We start from the raw sequence: 17605 nt of genomic DNA, 5'->3' as shown, positions 1-17605 counted from the left end.
TGATAAAAGATAGATGTTCTTTGAAACTATTCAAAGTGATGATACGATAAACCAAATACGAAATAATAACATTAATAATATTATAATTATGGGAAAGATAATTGGTATAGACTTAGGAACCACAAACTCCTGCGTTGCAGTGATGGAAGGTAACGAACCGGTGGTAATACCTAATAGTGAAGGTAGAAGAACGACTCCCTCTATTGTAGCATTTGTTGACAACGGAGAGAGAAAAGTTGGAGATCCTGCAAAACGTCAGGCAATCACAAACCCGACGAAAACGATATATTCTATCAAACGTTTTATGGGTGAAACCTATGACCAGGTAGAAAAAGAGATTCAACGCGTCACGTATAAAGTGGTAAGGGGCGACAACAACACGCCGCGTGTTGAAATCGGCGACCGCAAATACTCCCCGCAAGAGATTTCAGCCATGATTCTTCAAAAAATGAAGAAAACGGCAGAAGACTATTTAGGTCAGGAAGTAAACGAAGCCGTCATTACCGTACCGGCCTATTTTAATGACGCTCAGCGTCAAGCCACGAAAGAAGCCGGAGAGATTGCCGGATTGAACGTGAGACGTATCATTAACGAACCGACGGCTGCCGCCTTGGCTTATGGCTTGGATAAACAAGATAAGGATATGAAGATTGCCGTTTTCGACTTGGGAGGCGGTACCTTTGATATCTCTATCCTGGAATTGGGGGACGGCGTGTTTGAAGTGAAATCAACCGACGGTGACACTCACTTAGGTGGCGACGATTTCGATGATGTCATCATCAACTGGTTGGCCGATGAATTCAAGAAAGACGAGGGCGTTGACATCCGAAAAGACCCGATGGCACACCAACGTCTAAAAGAAGCCGCAGAAAAGGCAAAAATCGAATTATCAAGTTCGACTTCAACGGAAATCAATTTGCCGTATATATTCCCGGTTGACGGAATTCCAAAGCACTTGGTAAGAACCCTAACAAGAGCTCAATTCGAACAATTGACAGATCATTTGATCCAAGCAACCATCGACCCCTGCCGTAGAGCATTGAAAAATGCCAACATGACAGCATCCGATATCAGCGAAGTGATCCTGGTAGGAGGTTCGACCCGTATACCAGCCGTACAGAAAAAAGTTGAGGAATTTTTCGGTAAAGCTCCGTCCAAAGGAGTGAATCCGGACGAGGTCGTTGCCGTAGGTGCGGCAATTCAGGGAGGTGTATTAACCGGAGAGGTTAAAGACGTGTTATTGCTGGACGTAACCCCGCTTTCATTAGGTATCGAAACCTTAGGTGGAGTAATGACTAAATTGATCGAAGCCAATACCACGATCCCGACCAAAAAATCGGAGGTATTCTCCACGGCAGCCGATAACCAACCGTCAGTAGAGATTCATGTATTGCAAGGAGAACGTGCTATGGCTAAAGACAACAAAACCATCGGCCGTTTCCACCTGGACGGACTACCACCAGCCCCGCGCGGAATACCGCAAATCGAAGTTAGTTTCGATATCGATGCCAACGGTATATTAAAGGTATCCGCCAAGGATAAAGCTACCGGAAAAGAACAATCTATCCGTATCGAAGCATCCTCCGGCCTGTCCGAAAGCGACATTAAGAAAATGAAAGATGAAGCTGCTGCCAATGCAGAAGCGGACAAAAAAGAGAAAGAACGTATCGATACCATCAATAAAGCCGATAGTATGATCTTCCAAACCGAAAAACAATTGAAAGAGTTTGGCGATAAGCTACCCGCTGATAAAAAACAACCGATCGAGGCTGCTTTACAAAAACTGAAAGATGCGCACAAAGCACAGGATATAGCTGCAATCAACTCTTCTATAGATGAATTGAACAACGTATTCCAGGCTGCATCCCAAGAGATGTACAATGCTCAGCAACAAGCCGGAGCGCAAGGACAGCAAGGTGCTCCTCACACGGAACAACAAGCCCCGAATAACGGTGGAAAAGATCAGGAAGTAACTGATGTAGACTTCGAGGAAGTAAAATAAAGCTTAAATAAAGTTTCACCATTTAAAATCCCACGGTAAATGAAAATTACCGTGGGATTTTTATTACCGGCCTATCTTTCTTCTACCTGTCCTTTTCCGTGCCCAAACGGAGATCCGCACACGGAAGCCGGACAGTTATGGTTCCGATAGAAATCGTATAGGTATTCCCGTAAAGAAAAATCTATCGTTGCAACTCCTAACGCATCGAAAATGCTAAAGAGTTGCAACAACATAAAAAATTCATCCGTTGCATTATAGGGTAACCCCTATAATACCTTTCGAAGATTGCTCTATAAAATCCAATATGTACTGTATTTCCGGACCGATCGTTATCATTCTTCGTATTTGATTCAAAGCATTTTCAAGACTGGTCCCGCACTGGTATATCTGACGATAAGCTTTAGCGATATCATCGATGGTAGCCTCTGACAAATTACCCTCTCTCGCCAAAAGAATGGCATTGATACCGTAATAGGTAATCGGATTATGAGCCGCTACGATAAAAGGCGGTACATCCTTATTGGCACGACATCCGTCCCGTACAAGGCTCCAGCTTCCGATATGACACCCGTGCTTTATAATAACCCCGCTACCCAATATCGCACAATCGTCTACGATACAATTTCCGGCCGTTTTCGTGCCGTTTCCTAAAATACAATTATTCCCGATATGAGTATCATGAGCCAGATGCACGCCTTCCAAAAGAAAATTGCCATCCCCGACGATCGTACAATCCGTCGGGTAAGTTCCTCTATTGATGATCACCTTTTCCCGAATCGTATTATTATTTCCTATTTTCAAAATCGTATCCTCCCCTTTAAATTTAAAATCCTGAGGGGTGGCTCCGATAATAGCTCCCTGGTACACGGTATTATTCGTCCCCATTCGGGTTCCGCTTAAAATGCTGACATAAGGCATAACGGTACAACCGTCACCGATCTCAACATCTTTATCTATGTATGCAAACGGATGTATGGTAACATCATTCCCGATTTTCGCACGCGAATCGACATAAGCTAATGGACTAATCATAGTATTGTATTTTAAGTTAGTTTGTTCTTCCTCCGCCTAAAGCATGATAAAGATTCACGACTGCCTGCATACGTTGAAACTGATCGGAAACCTCCGAAAGTTGAGCGTTCAATAACGATTGCAGAGCGGTTAACACTTCCAAATAGGTCGAAGTCCCGAACGTCAGTAATTCTTGTGTATATTCCACTGATTTTTCAAGAGATAAGATCTGCTTGCTTCGATGAACCATCTTTTGTTCAGCCGTCGCGTATAAATTAAGGGCATCGCTCACCTCACCCCCCGCATTCAATATGGCCTGTTCGAAACTAAGCTTCGCCTCTTCCTGTTGAGCCTTGGCTATTCTTAAACGAGCAACATTAGCTCCCCGGTAAAACAGGGGTTGTGTAATCGAACCTATTGCAGAAGCTATCATTTTCCCCGGATTCACGATGACACTCCCCGCCTGATTCGTCCACCCCAACGTTCCGCTGATGGATAGTTGAGGATAAAAAGCGGAACGAGCTTCGTTAAGATTATAATAAGTACCCGCAAGGGCCATCTCGGCAGCTTTTACGTCAGGACGATTGGACAAAAGCTGAATAGGGACTCCGGCATTCAACAAAGCCGGTAACTGCTGATTATCTATTTTCCCCCGTTCTATACGCTGAGGAGCCTGCCGCAATAAGAGAGACAATGAATTCTCCGTTTCTCGGATTTGATTCTTTAAATCCGCAATGGAAGCAAGGATCATATAATAATTAGCTTCACTTTGAACAATTCCCGCCTCATTAACAACGGCTGCCTCCTTCAAGGCTTTCATGGTCTCCGTATTCTTCCTCCATAAGACAGCAGTCTCCTCCGTGATCGCCAATTGCTTATCAAGCATAAGCAACATGTAATAATAATTAGCGACGGCTGCTATGACCTGAGTCCGTACCGCTTGTTTATAGGCTTCGCTTTGCATAAGGGCCGCCTTAGCCGCACGCTTCGTGTTTAGCATTTTTCCGAAAAGATCAATTTCCCAACTTGCTGTCACCGGTAACGACCACGTCCAATTACCGCGATTTTTATCGAAACTGCTCACTCCTCCCTGCGGAGATAAACCCAAAGAGGGAAAATAAGCCAAACGGGAAGTCATCAAGCTCGCCTCCGCCTCTTTCACTCTCAGCATGGCCGTTTGTAAATCCGTATTTCTCTCCAATCCCATACGGATAAGAGTTTGTAATTGAGGATCAGTAAAAACCTGATCCCACGGTAAATTCCCCATATTCGTCGTATCGGACACCAACGTATCGTTAACCGCAATCGGATCCCGGTATAACCCTCGAGTATCCACTTCGGGACGAGTATACTTTTTATATATGTTGCAACTACTTAAAAGAGCCGCAATACATAACGGATAGATTATGATCTGTATTTTCATTTTATTTCACTATTTCGTATATTGTTCGATTTCAGATTCAATTTCCGTGTTATCCAAATCATGCCACTCTATCGGCTTAATTTTCTCCTGCAAATATTCAAAAGCCACAAATAAAGCAGGTACAATAAATACCTGGAAAATCATACCGATAAACATACCGCCGATCGCCCCCGTACCTAACGTACTGTTTCCGTTAGCTCCTACTCCATGTGCAAACATCAACGGCAACAATCCGATCACCATGGCCAAAGAGGTCATCAAAATAGGACGTAAACGAGCCGAAGCCCCGGATATAGCCGCATCCACGATACTCATTCCGGTTTTACGACGATCAAGCGCAAATTCCGTGATCAGGATGGCATTCTTAGCCAAAAGACCGATCAACATGATCAACGCAATCTGCATGTAAATATTATTTTCTACCCCCATCATATGAGCAAAAATAAAACTGCCCATCAGGCCGGACGGCACGGAAAGCAAAACGACCAAGGGCAATATATAACTCTCGTACTGTGCACTTAGCAATAGGTATACGAATACGAAACACAAGATAAAGATCATAGCCGTAGTACCGCTACTACTATTTTGTTCCTCCCGCGTCATACCGGAAAACTCGTATCCATATCCCGTGGGAAGTACCTGGGCCGCAACCTCTTCAATAGCCTTAATGGCCTGTCCTGAACTGTATCCATCAGCAGGAGCTCCGTTCACGCTCATAGAGGTAAACATATTGAACCGTTTGATATTATCCGGACCATATACCTTGTTCAAGGTCATGAACTGAGTAATCGGAGCCATCTCGTTACCGTTGCGCACCTTCACTCCCTGCAAGGATTCCGGATTGATACGGTATTTAGGGTCGGCCTGGATCATAACTCGATATAATTTTCCGAAACGATTAAAATTCGAAGCATAAATACCTCCGTAATACCCCTGCAAAGTTACTAAAATATCGTTCGGACTAATACCGGCCTGTTTACACTTGGCCGCATCTATATCTATCATGTACTGGGGAAACGTCGGATTAAAAGAGGTCTGTGCCGTAGCAATTTCAGGTCGTTCTACCAACTTAGCCAGAAAATCCTGTGCCACGGAATAGAACGTATTCAAATCTCCACCTGTCTTATCCTGCAAGTTAAACTCAAAACCGTTTGTAACACTATATCCGGGAATCATAGGAGGAGCAAATAGAAGAACCCGCGCATCCTTTACTGTCGCTTTCGCTTGCATATAAAGCGTACCGATAAGCGTATTGATATCCTGCCCTTTGGTACGCTCGTCCCAATCTTTCAATTTTATAATGAATGTCCCGTAAGAATTACCTTGTCCTGCCAAAAAGCTATAACCGGTAACCTGTGTCCGTCCTTTTACGGCTGGATTAACGGCAATCAGACTATCGACCTGTTGCATGGCATACAAAGTCCTCTCTTGTGCCGTACCAGGTGCCATATCTACAACGGCAAATATCGTACCGGTATCTTCATTCGGAACCAATCCCGTCGGAGTAATATTCATCAAAAAGATCAACAAAACGACTGATGCGATAACCGCTCCAAACGACAAGACCTTCCGATGAATGAAAAATTTCACTCCTTTTTCATACTTTTTCAAGGTCATATCATAAGCCGCATTGAAAGCTAAATGAAAACGATCCACCAAAGAGATCTTTCTCTTTTTTCCGTCCTTGTCATGCGGCTTTAAAAACATGGCACACAAAGCCGGACTCAACGTCAAGGCGTTGACGGCAGACAATCCGATCGCTATCGCCATTGTTAAACCAAATTGACGATAAAAAGTACCGGAAGTTCCCGTCATAAAGCTCACCGGAATGAACACGGACATCATAACCAAAGTAATCGATACAATAGCCCCGCCCAATTCACTCATAGCGTCGATAGAAGCTAAACGGGCGGATTTATATCCCTGATCCAATTTGGCATGTACTCCCTCTACCACCACGATGGCATCATCCACCACAATAGCGATAGCCAAAAGTAAAGCACACAAGGTCAAAAGATTAACACTGAATCCTATCAAATAAAGTCCAAAGAAAGTTCCGAGCAAGGCCACGGGAATGGCAATAGCGGGAATCAACGTCGAACGAAAATCCTGCAAGAAAACATATACCACGAGGAATACCAACACGAAAGCCTCTATCAACGTCTTGAGCACCTCACGAATGGAAGCGAACAAGAAATCATTGGCATCCAATAATACCTCCACCTTCACTCCGGGAGGAAGTGTATTATCAATCCTACCCAGATAGTCCTTTATATCGTTGATAATAGTCGTAGCATTAGAACCCGCCGTTTGGAAAATAATAGCAGTCACACCCGGATGCCCGTTTACATTATTATTAAAACCATACGTCAAACGTCCCAATTCGATATTAGCGACGTCCTTCAATCTTAAAATTTCCCCGTTGGAAGTGGCGCGTACAACAATGTCCCCGAATTCTTCCGCAGTTTGCAAACGTCCCTTGTATCTCATTACATACTGGAAGGACTGGTCTCCTTGCTCTCCGAATTGTCCGGGTGCAGCCTCTATATTTTGCTCCGCCAAAGCCGCAGAGATATCGGCAGGCATTAACTTATATTGAGCCATCACCTCCGGCTTCAACCAGATACGCATAGAGTAATCCGTACCCATCACCATGGCGTCACCCACGCCGGGAATACGCTTAATCTCCGGAATAACATTGATATTCATATAGTTCTCCAGAAATTCATTGTCGTACTTATCATCGGAACTATAAAAAGCAAAACCCAACAACATACTGGTCTGACGCTTTTGCGTGACGACACCGACCTTCGTAACCTCGGAAGGCAGGAATCCTTGAGCCTTGGTAACACGGTTCTGAACATTTACGGCAGCCATGTCCGGATTCGTTCCTTGCTTAAAATAGACCTCAATCGAAGCATCTCCGGTATTCGTTGCAGTAGAGGTCATATACATCATATCTTCCACTCCGTTGATTTGTTCTTCCAAAGGAGCAATAACACTATTCAATACGGTCTGAGCATTCGCACCGGTATAAGAAGTATTTACCCGAATGGTCGGAGGAGCAATATCCGGATACTGTGAAACCGGCAAAGATACCAAACCCAATCCTCCCAGTATAACGATTAAAATGGAAATAACCGTCGAAAGCACAGGGCGGTTTATAAATTTATCTAACTTCATCTTTTCGTTTATTACAGATTAATCTTAACGCCCTAATTTTGTTTCGGTCGAGTCATAGCTTTCAACTTCGCAGCCGATTCTTCCAAAGTAATCGGTTTGATTTGCATACCGTCTCTCAGTGTTCCAACCCCCTCGGCTACAATCTTATCACCGGGCTTTAAACCGGAAGTTACAACAAAGTTTTTCCCATCATTCAATTTAAATACTTCTATCTCCGTATTCTTCAACTTAGCATCCTCCTGCAAAACATACACGAACCTTTTATCTTGAATTTCATAAGTTGTTTTTTGAGGAATAACAAGTGCATTCTTCAAAGTCGAAGGAATAACCACAGAACCCGTTCCTCCGCTTCTCAACAAATGCCGGGGATTACGAAAGGCCGCACGTACACTCACGGCACCTGTGGTCCGATCTATTACCCCGCTAATGGTTTCTATTCTTCCTTGCTCGGAATAAAGCGAACCGTCAGCCAAGATCAAAGAAACCAATGGCATCCGTTCTAAAATTTCCTTAGAGGAACCGTCTTGCCGAATCAGATCTAACAACTCTTTCTCCGTCATTGAAAAATAAACATACATCTCCGAAATATCCGATACCGTCGTCAAAGGCGTAGCCGATGTGGGACTAACCAAAGCTCCCACCCGAAAAGGGATACTCCCCATAACCCCATCGACAGGACTCACCACACTCGTATATGAAAGATTTTTTTCCGCATTGACTAACTGTGCCTCTGCCTGTGCTAACGCTGCTTTTTGCGAAGCTAAGGCGTTTTCCGCCATCTGGTAATCATAGCTACTGATAATATTTTTCCTGGCCAACTCCCTTTTATTATCGGCTGTCAACTGAGCCGTAGCCACGCCCGCTTCAGCCACACTTACGGCAGCACGAGCTACATTTACCGCTTCCTCGTATTGCACGGGATCGATAATAAACAACGTCTGCCCTTTTCGCACGTTCGCTCCCTCGTCTACACATAATTTCGTAATAAATCCGCTGACATTCGGACGAATCTCAACATCTTGCCGTCCCCGAATAGCCGCCGGATAGGAAGAGGTCAACACGACATCCTGAGGCTCTACCGTTATTACGGCGTAATCCGGTACGGCTTGCTGACCCGATTGCTGTTTATTATTACAAGCCAAAAAAGTGATTCCCAACATCATCCAAATAACTTGTCGGGAAAAAATAATCATTAATCTCTGCATTTTCATATATTATATTTTATATAATTAAATTTTCTCTTCCAAGGTACAGGGTATAGACAAACACCATACCAAAAAAAACAATAAGAAAATTGTTTTTATGCCGCTCAGGTAAAAAAAATCTTAATTACAGATACAATCATCGATAAGAACCTCGGCCCCTCAGAAACTCAGGAATACTCCGATTCCTATCCCCCCCATAAAACTCCCCAAAATTAACAAATTTATTCGGACATGCATATCCTGCACATGATTTTAATCTTAATTTATAAAGCAAAAAAAATAGCAAAGTAGGGTGAGGATAGATTTATCCTCACCCTACTTTACTAAAAATTCGTAACTGAAATCAACTTGCTACCCGGTTCTCTCTTTCTCCTCGGTTCTTACCTTTTCTACCGGGAGCTACGAGTCACAACCGGTCACACGGTCAAATTTCTATATATAACCGCAATACATCCCAATAAAGTCACCATGTAGATCAAAAATAGAATAAATGCCAAGATTCCTCCTATAAAAGGAATAAAAGCAAAAACAACAAGAAGTATATAAAACGCAAGTCCCAAAACAAAATGAATACCAAATATAGTCCATTTATAACCATAAGTTGCCTGATTACTACGTATCATCGCCTCTCCCGGAGCAACTCCCTTGTCTAATAAGATATAAACGGCAAGAGACCAACCGATGGAGATAACAATTCCCGGAATAACGACAAAAAAGAGAGCCGGGATGATGGCAAGCGACATCAATCCGATCAAGGTAAAGAATTCGCCCATATATTTCCGGTATTTGGCCTCAAAAATAAACAGGGGAGAGATCATCTCTCCTTTGCTCAAAGCGACAGGAATGGTCATGATAGCGATGGTTGTTCCCACATTCAAATAGGGGATCCAAATGGTCAAAATCCACAAAAATACGGCAGCAATTAAGGATAACGTATTCTTCAAACCGATACCGACACCCTCTCGGAGTACGCCAAAAACAGTAATTCTTCTGATTATTTCCATCATTTCACAAATTAAGATTAATAAATAAAAACATCACACACGATTTGTATCTTTCTCTCAAATATATACAATTATTTAATTATATCACGGTTGTATGAAAAAAATAATCCCGATCGTAATTCACCCCTTCATTCTTTCTCCTTTTCCATGCTCTTATTAAAGCAATGCCGACAAATGGGCTCATAAGTATCTTGTTCTCCCAACATCACCAAGCTATCATTCGGTGTCAATCGATGGGAATGATTGGCCAAATTTCCACACCGGACACATATGGCATGTACTTTTGTTACATATTCAGCAATAGCCATCAGTTGAGGCATAGGTCCGAAGGGATTGCCTTGAAAATCCATATCCAATCCGGCAACGATCACCCTTACGCCACGATCCGCCAACTCCTTGCATACGGACACGATATTAACATCAAAAAACTGGGCTTCATCGATTCCAACCACATCCACATCTCCCGTCAACAAAAGAATATTACCGGAAGAATCTACAGGTGTTGATCGAATTGTGTTGGCATCGTGCGACACGACATCTTCTACAGAGTAACGGACATCCAGCTGGGGTTTAAAAATCTCTACCCGTTGGTTCGCAAACTTAGCCCGCTTCAATCGACGGATCAACTCCTCTGTCTTTCCCGAAAACATTGATCCGCATATTACCTCTATCCATCCTGCCCGATTAGCACTTTCCAAAAACATATTCACCACTTTTACATCTGCAAAGGTATAAAAAAAACGAAGAGGAAGCACGGTCCACGTGCTTTTACCCTATCTTCCCCATTCAACATCGTACTCTTCGCTTTTACATCTCCTTTCATTACTTTTTATTACCAAATTAACATAACCATAACATTATCAATAGATTTTTTAGCAGAAAATTTCCCTCTGTTTTTCTCGATAAACGTATCTTTGTAACAGAATATCGGAATGGAACTATGAGTCAACCTATCTCTTTTCGTCGGAATGAAGCATTAACTACTATTAGGCAAGAATGGAAAGGAAATCCCGTCGTCAAAGGAAAATTTATCAACCAGCAACACCATGTAAAACACGGAATAGGTAGTGTTTTAAAGTGGAGACTCTCTCCTAATCCACAGAGGAAAGAAAAACGAAGAGAAAAGTGGAATCCCGAAATAAGATTTCTTCACTCTTTGGAAAAGATAAAAGGAGATGCTTTGGTTTGGCTGGGACACAACTCGTTTTTCATGCAGTTCGGAGGCAAAAAATTGCTCTTCGATCCCGTTTTCGGTCATATTCCTTTTGTTCGCAGACGAAGCAACCTACCGGTTAACCCCCGAATCTTCAAAGACATCGATTACCTGCTGATAAGTCACGATCACTTCGATCACTTGGATAAAAAAAGTATCGCTCTTCTGTTTTCCAATAATTCCCGGATGAAGGTTTTTTGCGGTTTGGGCGTGGGAGAACTTCTCCGATCCTGGTTCCCTTCCATTCAGGTTATCGAAGCCGGATGGTATCAACAAATAGAAGACAACGGTCTTAAAATAACCTTTCTCCCTGCCCAACATTGGGGCAAACGCTCCTTCGCTGACGGAGGACAACGCCTATGGGGAGCTTTTATGTTAGAAAAAAACGGACTTTCACTATATTATAGCGGAGACACGGGATATGCCAAACACTTTTCCGAAATCAAGGAACTATTCGGTTCTCCGGACTATGCCTTGTTAGGAATCGGTGCCTACAAACCCCGCTGGTTTATGCAACCCAACCACATCTCTCCCCATGACTCAATCAAAGCAGCCACGGAAATGGGAGCCAAAACAACCATTCCCATGCATTACGGCACTTTTGACCTATCCGACGAACCGCTAAGCGACCCGCCTAAAGTTTTCGCAGAAGAAGCTCAAAAACACAAGGTAAACATCTATATCCCCGTCCTCGGCGAAATAGTTCCCCTAAAATAATCCACAGGGAAGGGTGCAATGTGCTATTTTCACAAACGCCGAATAATATTCAATCCTACTCCCTTAACCCGGACAAGCTACTGTTGACCGACACCCGGATATTGCTTCTTTTTTTTCCGTTCACGTACCGAAAATTCCATTCACTTTTTCCCTTTAATTTTTTATTCAACGATTCCCGCACTTCCCGCTCCGGGAAGCTACGATTTCGATCGATACCTCAATAGGGCAGGCAAAAAATATCACGCCCGGGTTTTAACATGTTCATTCAACGCTAAACGAAGGCGTGATATTATTTCAATCTAAGAGAGCTTTAGTTTTTCCAATGGAAAGCTTCCAAATCGATATTGAAGTTATCCTTGGAATATTGAACCAGATAAACGTATTTTTTCTTGATCAGCGGATACTGGTCACATAAAGCCGTGGCCTCTTCTTTCGTGGTTCCGGCAAACCAGCCCACGTATTTATAAAAATCCTGCTCTTTCGAGGGTTGCAACCGACTGTTACGCCAAATGTAACCCCATTCCCACATCAATTTGTCGTTGGTTATGACTTCCGCCTCGTAAGTACTCACCGAGTAAAACTCCTCGGGCAACACCGTGGTTTTGGCAATCAAACCGCTCGCCACACATTCGTGCAATTCCTGCATGGCCGCTTTCAACTTCGTCTTTGCCGGAAAAGAATAAACATAGTTGTAATAGCAAATTGTACCCGTGCCTTCGGGTTATTTATTCAATATTATCTCATAATATTTTGAATTAGTACAATATTTTCATATATTTATCAATATTATATCTTTATTGAAAAACAAAACACCAATATGAAATGAAATTAATCCTATTTATATTGATTCTTTTATATCTTATCTCTTGTTCTTCCAAAAAATACGGAGAATGCACCGAGAGGATAGACAAATTGCTTTTCGATAAGATAAACATTAAATGGGGTGAAATACATTTGAAAAAAGAATACAAACAAACCATAAAGGTATACAACCCTACTTCTCAAAAAGTCTCTTTCAGAATATATACAGATTTATCTGAATTTCAAGTGACAAAATTCAAAAGCGATTCTTTAAACTATATAACAACCGAAACAGTTCTTTCTCCACATTCAAGTGATACCTTAGTTGTTACATTTACACCCTGCGATACAAATTTATTAGGTAGTTACGAGAAGGGATTACATGTCATGATCAATAAAGAAATACTATTTGTCCCTCTTAAGATGCAAGCATATATTTTAGAGAATTTCGATTCGATATCTTTAGAAGAAAAACTACATCCACCTATAATAGAGATATATAACGACACATTCAATTTTAATAATACTAACAGAAATAAAAAAATTCCGGTCTCCTTTATAATCAAAAATACTGGAGAGAGAAATTTAATTATTCGAAAAGTGGAGACAGATTGTAGCTGTATTAATTCAACTCTGCAACAACGTATCGTTTATCCTGGTCAAACAACTACATTAAATGCAACATTTGTAAGTATGGGACATACCGGATTACAATATCGAACTATCAGATTATTCACCAACGATCCCGAACACCCCATGATCAAGCTTACCATAAAAGGATATATAGAATAATAATACAAATTTCACATTTATAAATCTAAACTACAATATCATGAAAACAAAAAAATATTCTCAAAGAATCGGATTAATGCTATTAAGCATTTTCACTTTTCTCCTCGGATGTGAGAAAATGGATTTTACTCCCGAACAAGAGTTTTCTCTTCGGGAAATATACCGTGATTCCGCATTTTTAGGTTTCGAAGGCAATTTACGTGTCGACAGCATACTTTTAAATAATCTAGAAATTTATCTTCCGGCATTTGAACGAATGCAACGCCATTTAAAAATTAAAGATAATCGTTATACTTGGGATTTTGAAAATGGGGTAGAAATTAAAATCTCAGAAAATATATACGACTTCATTACTTGGCTCTGGAAAGGCCAAAATAAAAGATTAGAAAGCGGAGATTATATCCTTAAAGCAACAGAATATGGTTTTTGTGTAATAGCTAAAATAGAACCAGAATATCCCAAAGCAAAAACAGGCCAATTTATTATTCCAGGAGCTCATGGACATAACGCAATAACTTTATATCAATTATATAAATATGCAGCAGCAGATCGTTATTTATCGGAATATATTGAAAATCTTTTAGATTATGACGTTTTTAGGCCTAGTCATTCTCATGTTGGAAAAACCAATAATATTCGGTGGACCTATTTCTGTGAAAACGCCTGTTTTTATTATGGCCCGAGAGGATTAAGATGTGAACATAATATAATCGGGTATAAAGATGATGACGTTTATCCTGGTGAACATTTTCAAAAAGTCAGAAACATATTTGGTGGAACCATAGTATCTCTAATGAATTACGAAAGAGTAATCCGTTATGGATTTCATTAATTAAAATCAAATACAATGAAAACAATACCTCTATTATTCATTAGTACATTCGTCATTATCCTGATGAGTTGTTCCTGTCCGAAGTTAAAACTTTGGAACGGGGAGGAAATATGTTATAAAGATTCTGTATTTTTAGGTTTCAAGGGTAATTTGGACAACGATACTCTCCTATCGAATCATCAGAATATATACCTACCGGCATTTGAACGGCTAAAAGGACACCTAAAAGTGGAAAACAATCGGTTGACCTGGAATGTCAGGAACGGAGCAGAGATCAAAATTTCCGAAAATATATACGATTTTATTACCCGACTATGGAAAAAACAAAATAAAAGATTGGAGACCGGAGATTTTGTGATCATGGAAAGCAAAGATCGATACTATCGAATTATATATAAAAGAGATACCGTGGGAAGGATAAAGGGGGATCTCTCTAACCTAAAATTAACCGATCCGAATTATACGAAAGACCAAAATAAAACAGAGATATCCGATTCCGATCAGATTACGTTAAGTTCTTCTTATCCGAAACTAAAGCTCTGGAACGAAGAGGAAGTATGTTATAAAGATTCCACATTTCTGAGTTTCAAAGGAGATTTACAAAACAACACCACACGCCAAACTTATCAGAAGATATACCTCCAGGCTCTCGAACGCATGAAAAGACATCTTAAAGTGAAAAACAACCGATTAATCTGGAATTTAAAAAACGGGACACAAATCAAAGTTTCTGAAAATATTTATAACTATATCATTCGGACATGGGAACGAGAAAATACAAGATTGGAAACGGAAATGTATGCGATCATGGAAGATAATAAACGGAATTATTATATCTTGTATAAAGCAGATACGCTAAAAATCGTTCGAAATACGGACGGCTTGGGTCATCTCAAAGCTACAAATCCGAATTATGACAACCAATAGAGTTAAAACTCTATTGGTTCACTCGGAATCGTCAATAAAAATATTAATTCCAAAATTATAGCACATTGTACCCGTCCTTGTGTGTTATAGAAAAAACAGAAGATCGATAAGCACTCAAATCTTCTGTTTTTTCTGTTCTAACTTACTACAAACTTCTTTTCTGTAACTTAAAACTTTCTGATTCAAAAAGTCTTAGTTTTTCCAATGGAAAGCTTCCAAATCGATATTGAAGTTATCCTTGAAATATTGAACCAGATAAGCGTATTTTTTCTTGATCAGCGGATACTGGTCACATAAAGCCGTGGCCTCTTCTTTCGTGGTTCCGGCAAACCAGCCCACGTATTTATAAAAATCCTGCTCTTTCGAGGGTTGCAACCGACTGTTACGCCAAATGTAACCCCGTTCCCACATCAATTTGTCGTTGGTTATGACTTCCGCCTCGTAAGTACTCACCGAGTAAAACTCCTCGGGCAACACCGTGGTTTTGGCAATCAAACCGCTCGCCACACATTCGTGCAATTCCTGCATGGCCGCTTTCAACTTCGTCTTTGCCGGAAAAGACTTCGATCCCGCACCTCCCCAGATGTAGCTATTAACTCCTATAAGACCGTAACGTTGCGTCTTTTTATTCTTCGTTTCCCATAAGGTGTCTGTCAAATAAATGCGGTATGGTAAAAACTCTTTCAACATCTCATCCGTGTACTTCACCAACACCTTTTCCTGTACAAAATCCAATAATTTTTCCGCATAGTCGGCATTTTCCGGAAAAGAATAGACATAATTATAATAAGAGTCCCAGTTCCAGTTTATCTCTGCATTCGTATACGAATAAGCAATAAATGTATCGTACTTCTTGTAGAAATCGGCAATCTTTTTATCCAATGAGGTCGAACTTGAGATTTCCGGTTCCACGTTAAAATCCAATTCGGGCTTAATATCGTCTTCCGAACAGGCGTAGCACATAAAAAACGCCATCAACAGGTATATAATCTTTTTCATCGCTATTACATTTTACTTTCAACAGATTTTCTTTCAGGACGATTATTCAATTGTATCGCCGTGTTATATTCACGTTCTTTACGAGGGATCTCCAACACGTATCCGGCATCCCCCTGTTCTAAAATAAAGGTTTCCTCCAATCCGCCGTTACTGATCAAAACATGTTTCAATTCGGGCATTCCCTGACGCCTCAGATCCCACCAACGATGAGTCTCTTCAAAACATAATTCCTTCCGCCGTTCAACCCTGATATCTTCCAACAACGAAGCTGCCGTATAATCACTCTCCTGTTTATCCGTGTAATCCTGAATACGATTTTGCCTTAACTCGTTCAACAACTCTACAGCCCGTTTCAGATTCGGTTCCTGTTTATCCAACACGTATGCCTCCGCCAAATTCAAATATACCTCCGCAACCCGCCAAGCCTCTCCTTTCCCTTGAGAAGGAGTACGAGCATATTTAATCGGTTCGAACTGATATTTCGCCACATTAAAAAATGCTTTCACCCGTAAGTCCTTATCCATATCGTATAATTTTAACAAAGCGTCGTCGGCAAACTGGGATACCTGGAAGAAGGGACCTGCATTAGCCCCGGAAATAGTGTATATATACCTGTACGAAGTCGAAACGCTACCGAAATTAAACAACACTTCCGGATTCTTGGTCGGACTGATAAAAGAGAAAGAAGATTCTCCAAAAGCGATATCTCCAGCCGTCAAATCGTATAACTTGGAAGACAATTTCAACAATTCTTCTCCGTATTTCTTCACCCCGGCCCAATCCTCTTGGAACAAGGCAATCCGGGAAGCCAGAATCAAAGCCGCCTCGTACGACACCTCAAACTTGTTATCCGGCGCGGAAGCCTTACCAAATAACTCCAACGCTCTTGCCATATCATCGTTAATCAATCGGTATACCTCGGCTATCGGCTTCCGGTAAAGACGATCCAGCGAAGGCTTGGTTTCCAACCATATACAAACACCCGGATCTGTGTTTACCGTCTCTTTATTATAAGGTTTCGCGTACCAATTTACCAGGCAGAAATAATTATAGGCCCGTAAGACCAAGGCCTGGGCTACCAACAGGTTGATATCTTCCTGTCCCCCTTTCATCTTCTCCATATCGTTAATAATCAGATTACAACCCAATATATTCTTATACCGGGCCGGGTAAGCCCCGTCGGTCTTACTCATCTCTTCTTCCAAATCCCGCTGCCAGGTGAAAACACCTTTATACTTGGCAACATCGGAAGTTTGGTCCTTGCTTTTATTTCCGACCCATATCTCCATATCGTCATCCATCAGTTTTATATAATCGGCATCACCCTGAAAGTTTTCCGGATACCCCTCTCCGATTAACAATTGCCGGTACTGTTCCACCGTCTCCGGAATCACCACGTCCTTATCCGAATACTCGAGAAAACTGTCGCATCCGGACAACATATAGAGAAGCACTATTCCTGTAAATACTATTTTATTTCTCATAATTTCATCATT

14 protein-coding genes are annotated in these 17605 nt (G+C 41.4%); 5 read left to right on the top strand and 9 right to left on the bottom strand.

Translation table 11 applies throughout. The features are described 5' to 3' along the window. Window positions 1-88: 88 nt before the first annotated feature. Window positions 89-2002 carry a molecular chaperone DnaK gene (gene dnaK, locus BN3283_RS05060; protein WP_041504098.1) on the top strand — a complete coding sequence of 638 codons (1914 nt, stop codon included), beginning with the start codon at window positions 89-91 and terminating at the stop codon, window positions 2000-2002. A 252-nt stretch (window positions 2003-2254) separates the two neighbouring features. Here the strand turns inward: dnaK and lpxA are convergent, their stop codons facing one another. From lpxA to BN3283_RS05030, 6 genes are all read right to left on the bottom strand, one after another. Beyond that, window positions 2255-3034, bottom strand: coding sequence for an acyl-ACP--UDP-N-acetylglucosamine O-acyltransferase (gene lpxA, locus BN3283_RS05055; protein ID WP_059025889.1), 780 nt, complete (start codon window positions 3032-3034; stop codon window positions 2255-2257). 16 nt (window positions 3035-3050) lie between these two features. Continuing rightward, the gene (locus BN3283_RS05050; RefSeq protein WP_059025887.1) at window positions 3051-4436 is read right to left on the bottom strand and encodes a TolC family protein; all 1386 of its coding nucleotides are present in this window, start codon (window positions 4434-4436) and stop codon (window positions 3051-3053) included. A gap of 9 nt (window positions 4437-4445) precedes the next feature. Next, entirely contained in the window at window positions 4446-7619 is a 3174-nt protein-coding gene (locus BN3283_RS05045; protein ID WP_041503966.1) for an efflux RND transporter permease subunit, read from the bottom strand. Window positions 7620-7651: 32 nt separating this feature from the next. Further along, window positions 7652-8830, bottom strand: coding sequence for an efflux RND transporter periplasmic adaptor subunit (locus BN3283_RS05040; RefSeq protein WP_059025885.1), 1179 nt, complete (start codon window positions 8828-8830; stop codon window positions 7652-7654). 410 nt (window positions 8831-9240) lie between these two features. Continuing rightward, window positions 9241-9831 carry a hypothetical protein gene (locus BN3283_RS05035; RefSeq protein ID WP_236684956.1) on the bottom strand — a complete coding sequence of 197 codons (591 nt, stop codon included), beginning with the start codon at window positions 9829-9831 and terminating at the stop codon, window positions 9241-9243. A gap of 125 nt (window positions 9832-9956) precedes the next feature. Then, window positions 9957-10532: a thymidine kinase gene (locus tag BN3283_RS05030; protein WP_059025884.1), complete on the bottom strand. Its 576-nt coding sequence runs from the start codon at window positions 10530-10532 to the stop codon at window positions 9957-9959. A 236-nt stretch (window positions 10533-10768) separates the two neighbouring features. Between BN3283_RS05030 and BN3283_RS05025 the strand changes: the two genes are divergently transcribed. Continuing rightward, the gene (locus BN3283_RS05025; protein ID WP_059025882.1) at window positions 10769-11758 is read left to right on the top strand and encodes an MBL fold metallo-hydrolase; all 990 of its coding nucleotides are present in this window, start codon (window positions 10769-10771) and stop codon (window positions 11756-11758) included. A 310-nt stretch (window positions 11759-12068) separates the two neighbouring features. Here BN3283_RS05025 and BN3283_RS05020 read toward each other — a convergent pair whose 3' ends face one another. Next, entirely contained in the window at window positions 12069-12404 is a 336-nt protein-coding gene (locus BN3283_RS05020) for a hypothetical protein (RefSeq protein ID WP_059025881.1), read from the bottom strand. 308 nt (window positions 12405-12712) lie between these two features. Between BN3283_RS05020 and BN3283_RS05015 the strand changes: the two genes are divergently transcribed. From BN3283_RS05015 to BN3283_RS05005, 3 genes are read left to right on the top strand one after another with little or no spacing between them, the layout of a single operon-like run. Then, complete coding sequence (locus BN3283_RS05015; RefSeq protein WP_286137531.1) at window positions 12713-13351, top strand: DUF1573 domain-containing protein; 639 nt, start codon at window positions 12713-12715, stop codon at window positions 13349-13351. Window positions 13352-13391: 40 nt separating this feature from the next. Continuing rightward, window positions 13392-14183 (top strand): hypothetical protein, encoded by a 792-nt coding sequence (locus BN3283_RS05010; protein ID WP_059025879.1) that lies wholly within the window; start codon window positions 13392-13394, stop codon window positions 14181-14183. 15 nt (window positions 14184-14198) lie between these two features. Continuing rightward, entirely contained in the window at window positions 14199-15110 is a 912-nt protein-coding gene (locus BN3283_RS05005; protein ID WP_059025878.1) for a hypothetical protein, read from the top strand. 192 nt (window positions 15111-15302) lie between these two features. On the opposite strand, the gene BN3283_RS05000 is transcribed toward BN3283_RS05005, so the two are convergent. Together BN3283_RS05000 and BN3283_RS04995 are read right to left on the bottom strand one after the other, a co-directional pair. Then, on the bottom strand, window positions 15303-16109 hold the full coding sequence (locus BN3283_RS05000) for a zinc-binding metallopeptidase (protein WP_059025877.1): 807 nt from the start codon (window positions 16107-16109) through the stop codon (window positions 15303-15305). A 5-nt stretch (window positions 16110-16114) separates the two neighbouring features. After that, window positions 16115-17593, bottom strand: a complete 1479-nt coding sequence (locus tag BN3283_RS04995) for a RagB/SusD family nutrient uptake outer membrane protein (protein WP_059025876.1) — start codon at window positions 17591-17593, stop codon at window positions 16115-16117. Window positions 17594-17605 lie beyond the last annotated feature (12 nt).

This window comes from Gabonibacter massiliensis, from assembly GCA_001487125.1.
Taxonomy (GTDB): Bacteria; Bacteroidota; Bacteroidia; order Bacteroidales; family Marinifilaceae; genus Gabonibacter; species Gabonibacter massiliensis.
Note: the sequence above shows the minus strand (reverse complement) of the source record. Positions and strands in the feature narration are given on the sequence as shown.

Bases quoted from the DNA above. Each gene is read 5' to 3' on its own strand.
- dnaK (WP_041504098.1), top strand. From the start codon at position 89: ATGGGAAAGATAATTGGTATAGACTTAGGAACCACAAACTCCTGCGTT.
- lpxA (WP_059025889.1), bottom strand. From the start codon at position 3,034: ATGATTAGTCCATTAGCTTATGTCGATTCGCGTGCGAAAATCGGGAAT.
- BN3283_RS05050 (WP_059025887.1), bottom strand. From the start codon at position 4,436: ATGAAAATACAGATCATAATCTATCCGTTATGTATTGCGGCTCTTTTA.
- BN3283_RS05045 (WP_041503966.1), bottom strand. From the start codon at position 7,619: ATGAAGTTAGATAAATTTATAAACCGCCCTGTGCTTTCGACGGTTATT.
- BN3283_RS05040 (WP_059025885.1), bottom strand. From the start codon at position 8,830: ATGAAAATGCAGAGATTAATGATTATTTTTTCCCGACAAGTTATTTGG.
- BN3283_RS05035 (WP_236684956.1), bottom strand. From the start codon at position 9,831: ATGATGGAAATAATCAGAAGAATTACTGTTTTTGGCGTACTCCGAGAG.
- BN3283_RS05030 (WP_059025884.1), bottom strand. From the start codon at position 10,532: ATGTTTTTGGAAAGTGCTAATCGGGCAGGATGGATAGAGGTAATATGC.
- BN3283_RS05025 (WP_059025882.1), top strand. From the start codon at position 10,769: ATGAGTCAACCTATCTCTTTTCGTCGGAATGAAGCATTAACTACTATT.
- BN3283_RS05020 (WP_059025881.1), bottom strand. From the start codon at position 12,404: ATGCAGGAATTGCACGAATGTGTGGCGAGCGGTTTGATTGCCAAAACC.
- BN3283_RS05010 (WP_059025879.1), top strand. From the start codon at position 13,392: ATGAAAACAAAAAAATATTCTCAAAGAATCGGATTAATGCTATTAAGC.
- BN3283_RS05005 (WP_059025878.1), top strand. From the start codon at position 14,199: ATGAAAACAATACCTCTATTATTCATTAGTACATTCGTCATTATCCTG.
- BN3283_RS05000 (WP_059025877.1), bottom strand. From the start codon at position 16,109: ATGAAAAAGATTATATACCTGTTGATGGCGTTTTTTATGTGCTACGCC.
- BN3283_RS04995 (WP_059025876.1), bottom strand. From the start codon at position 17,593: ATGAGAAATAAAATAGTATTTACAGGAATAGTGCTTCTCTATATGTTG.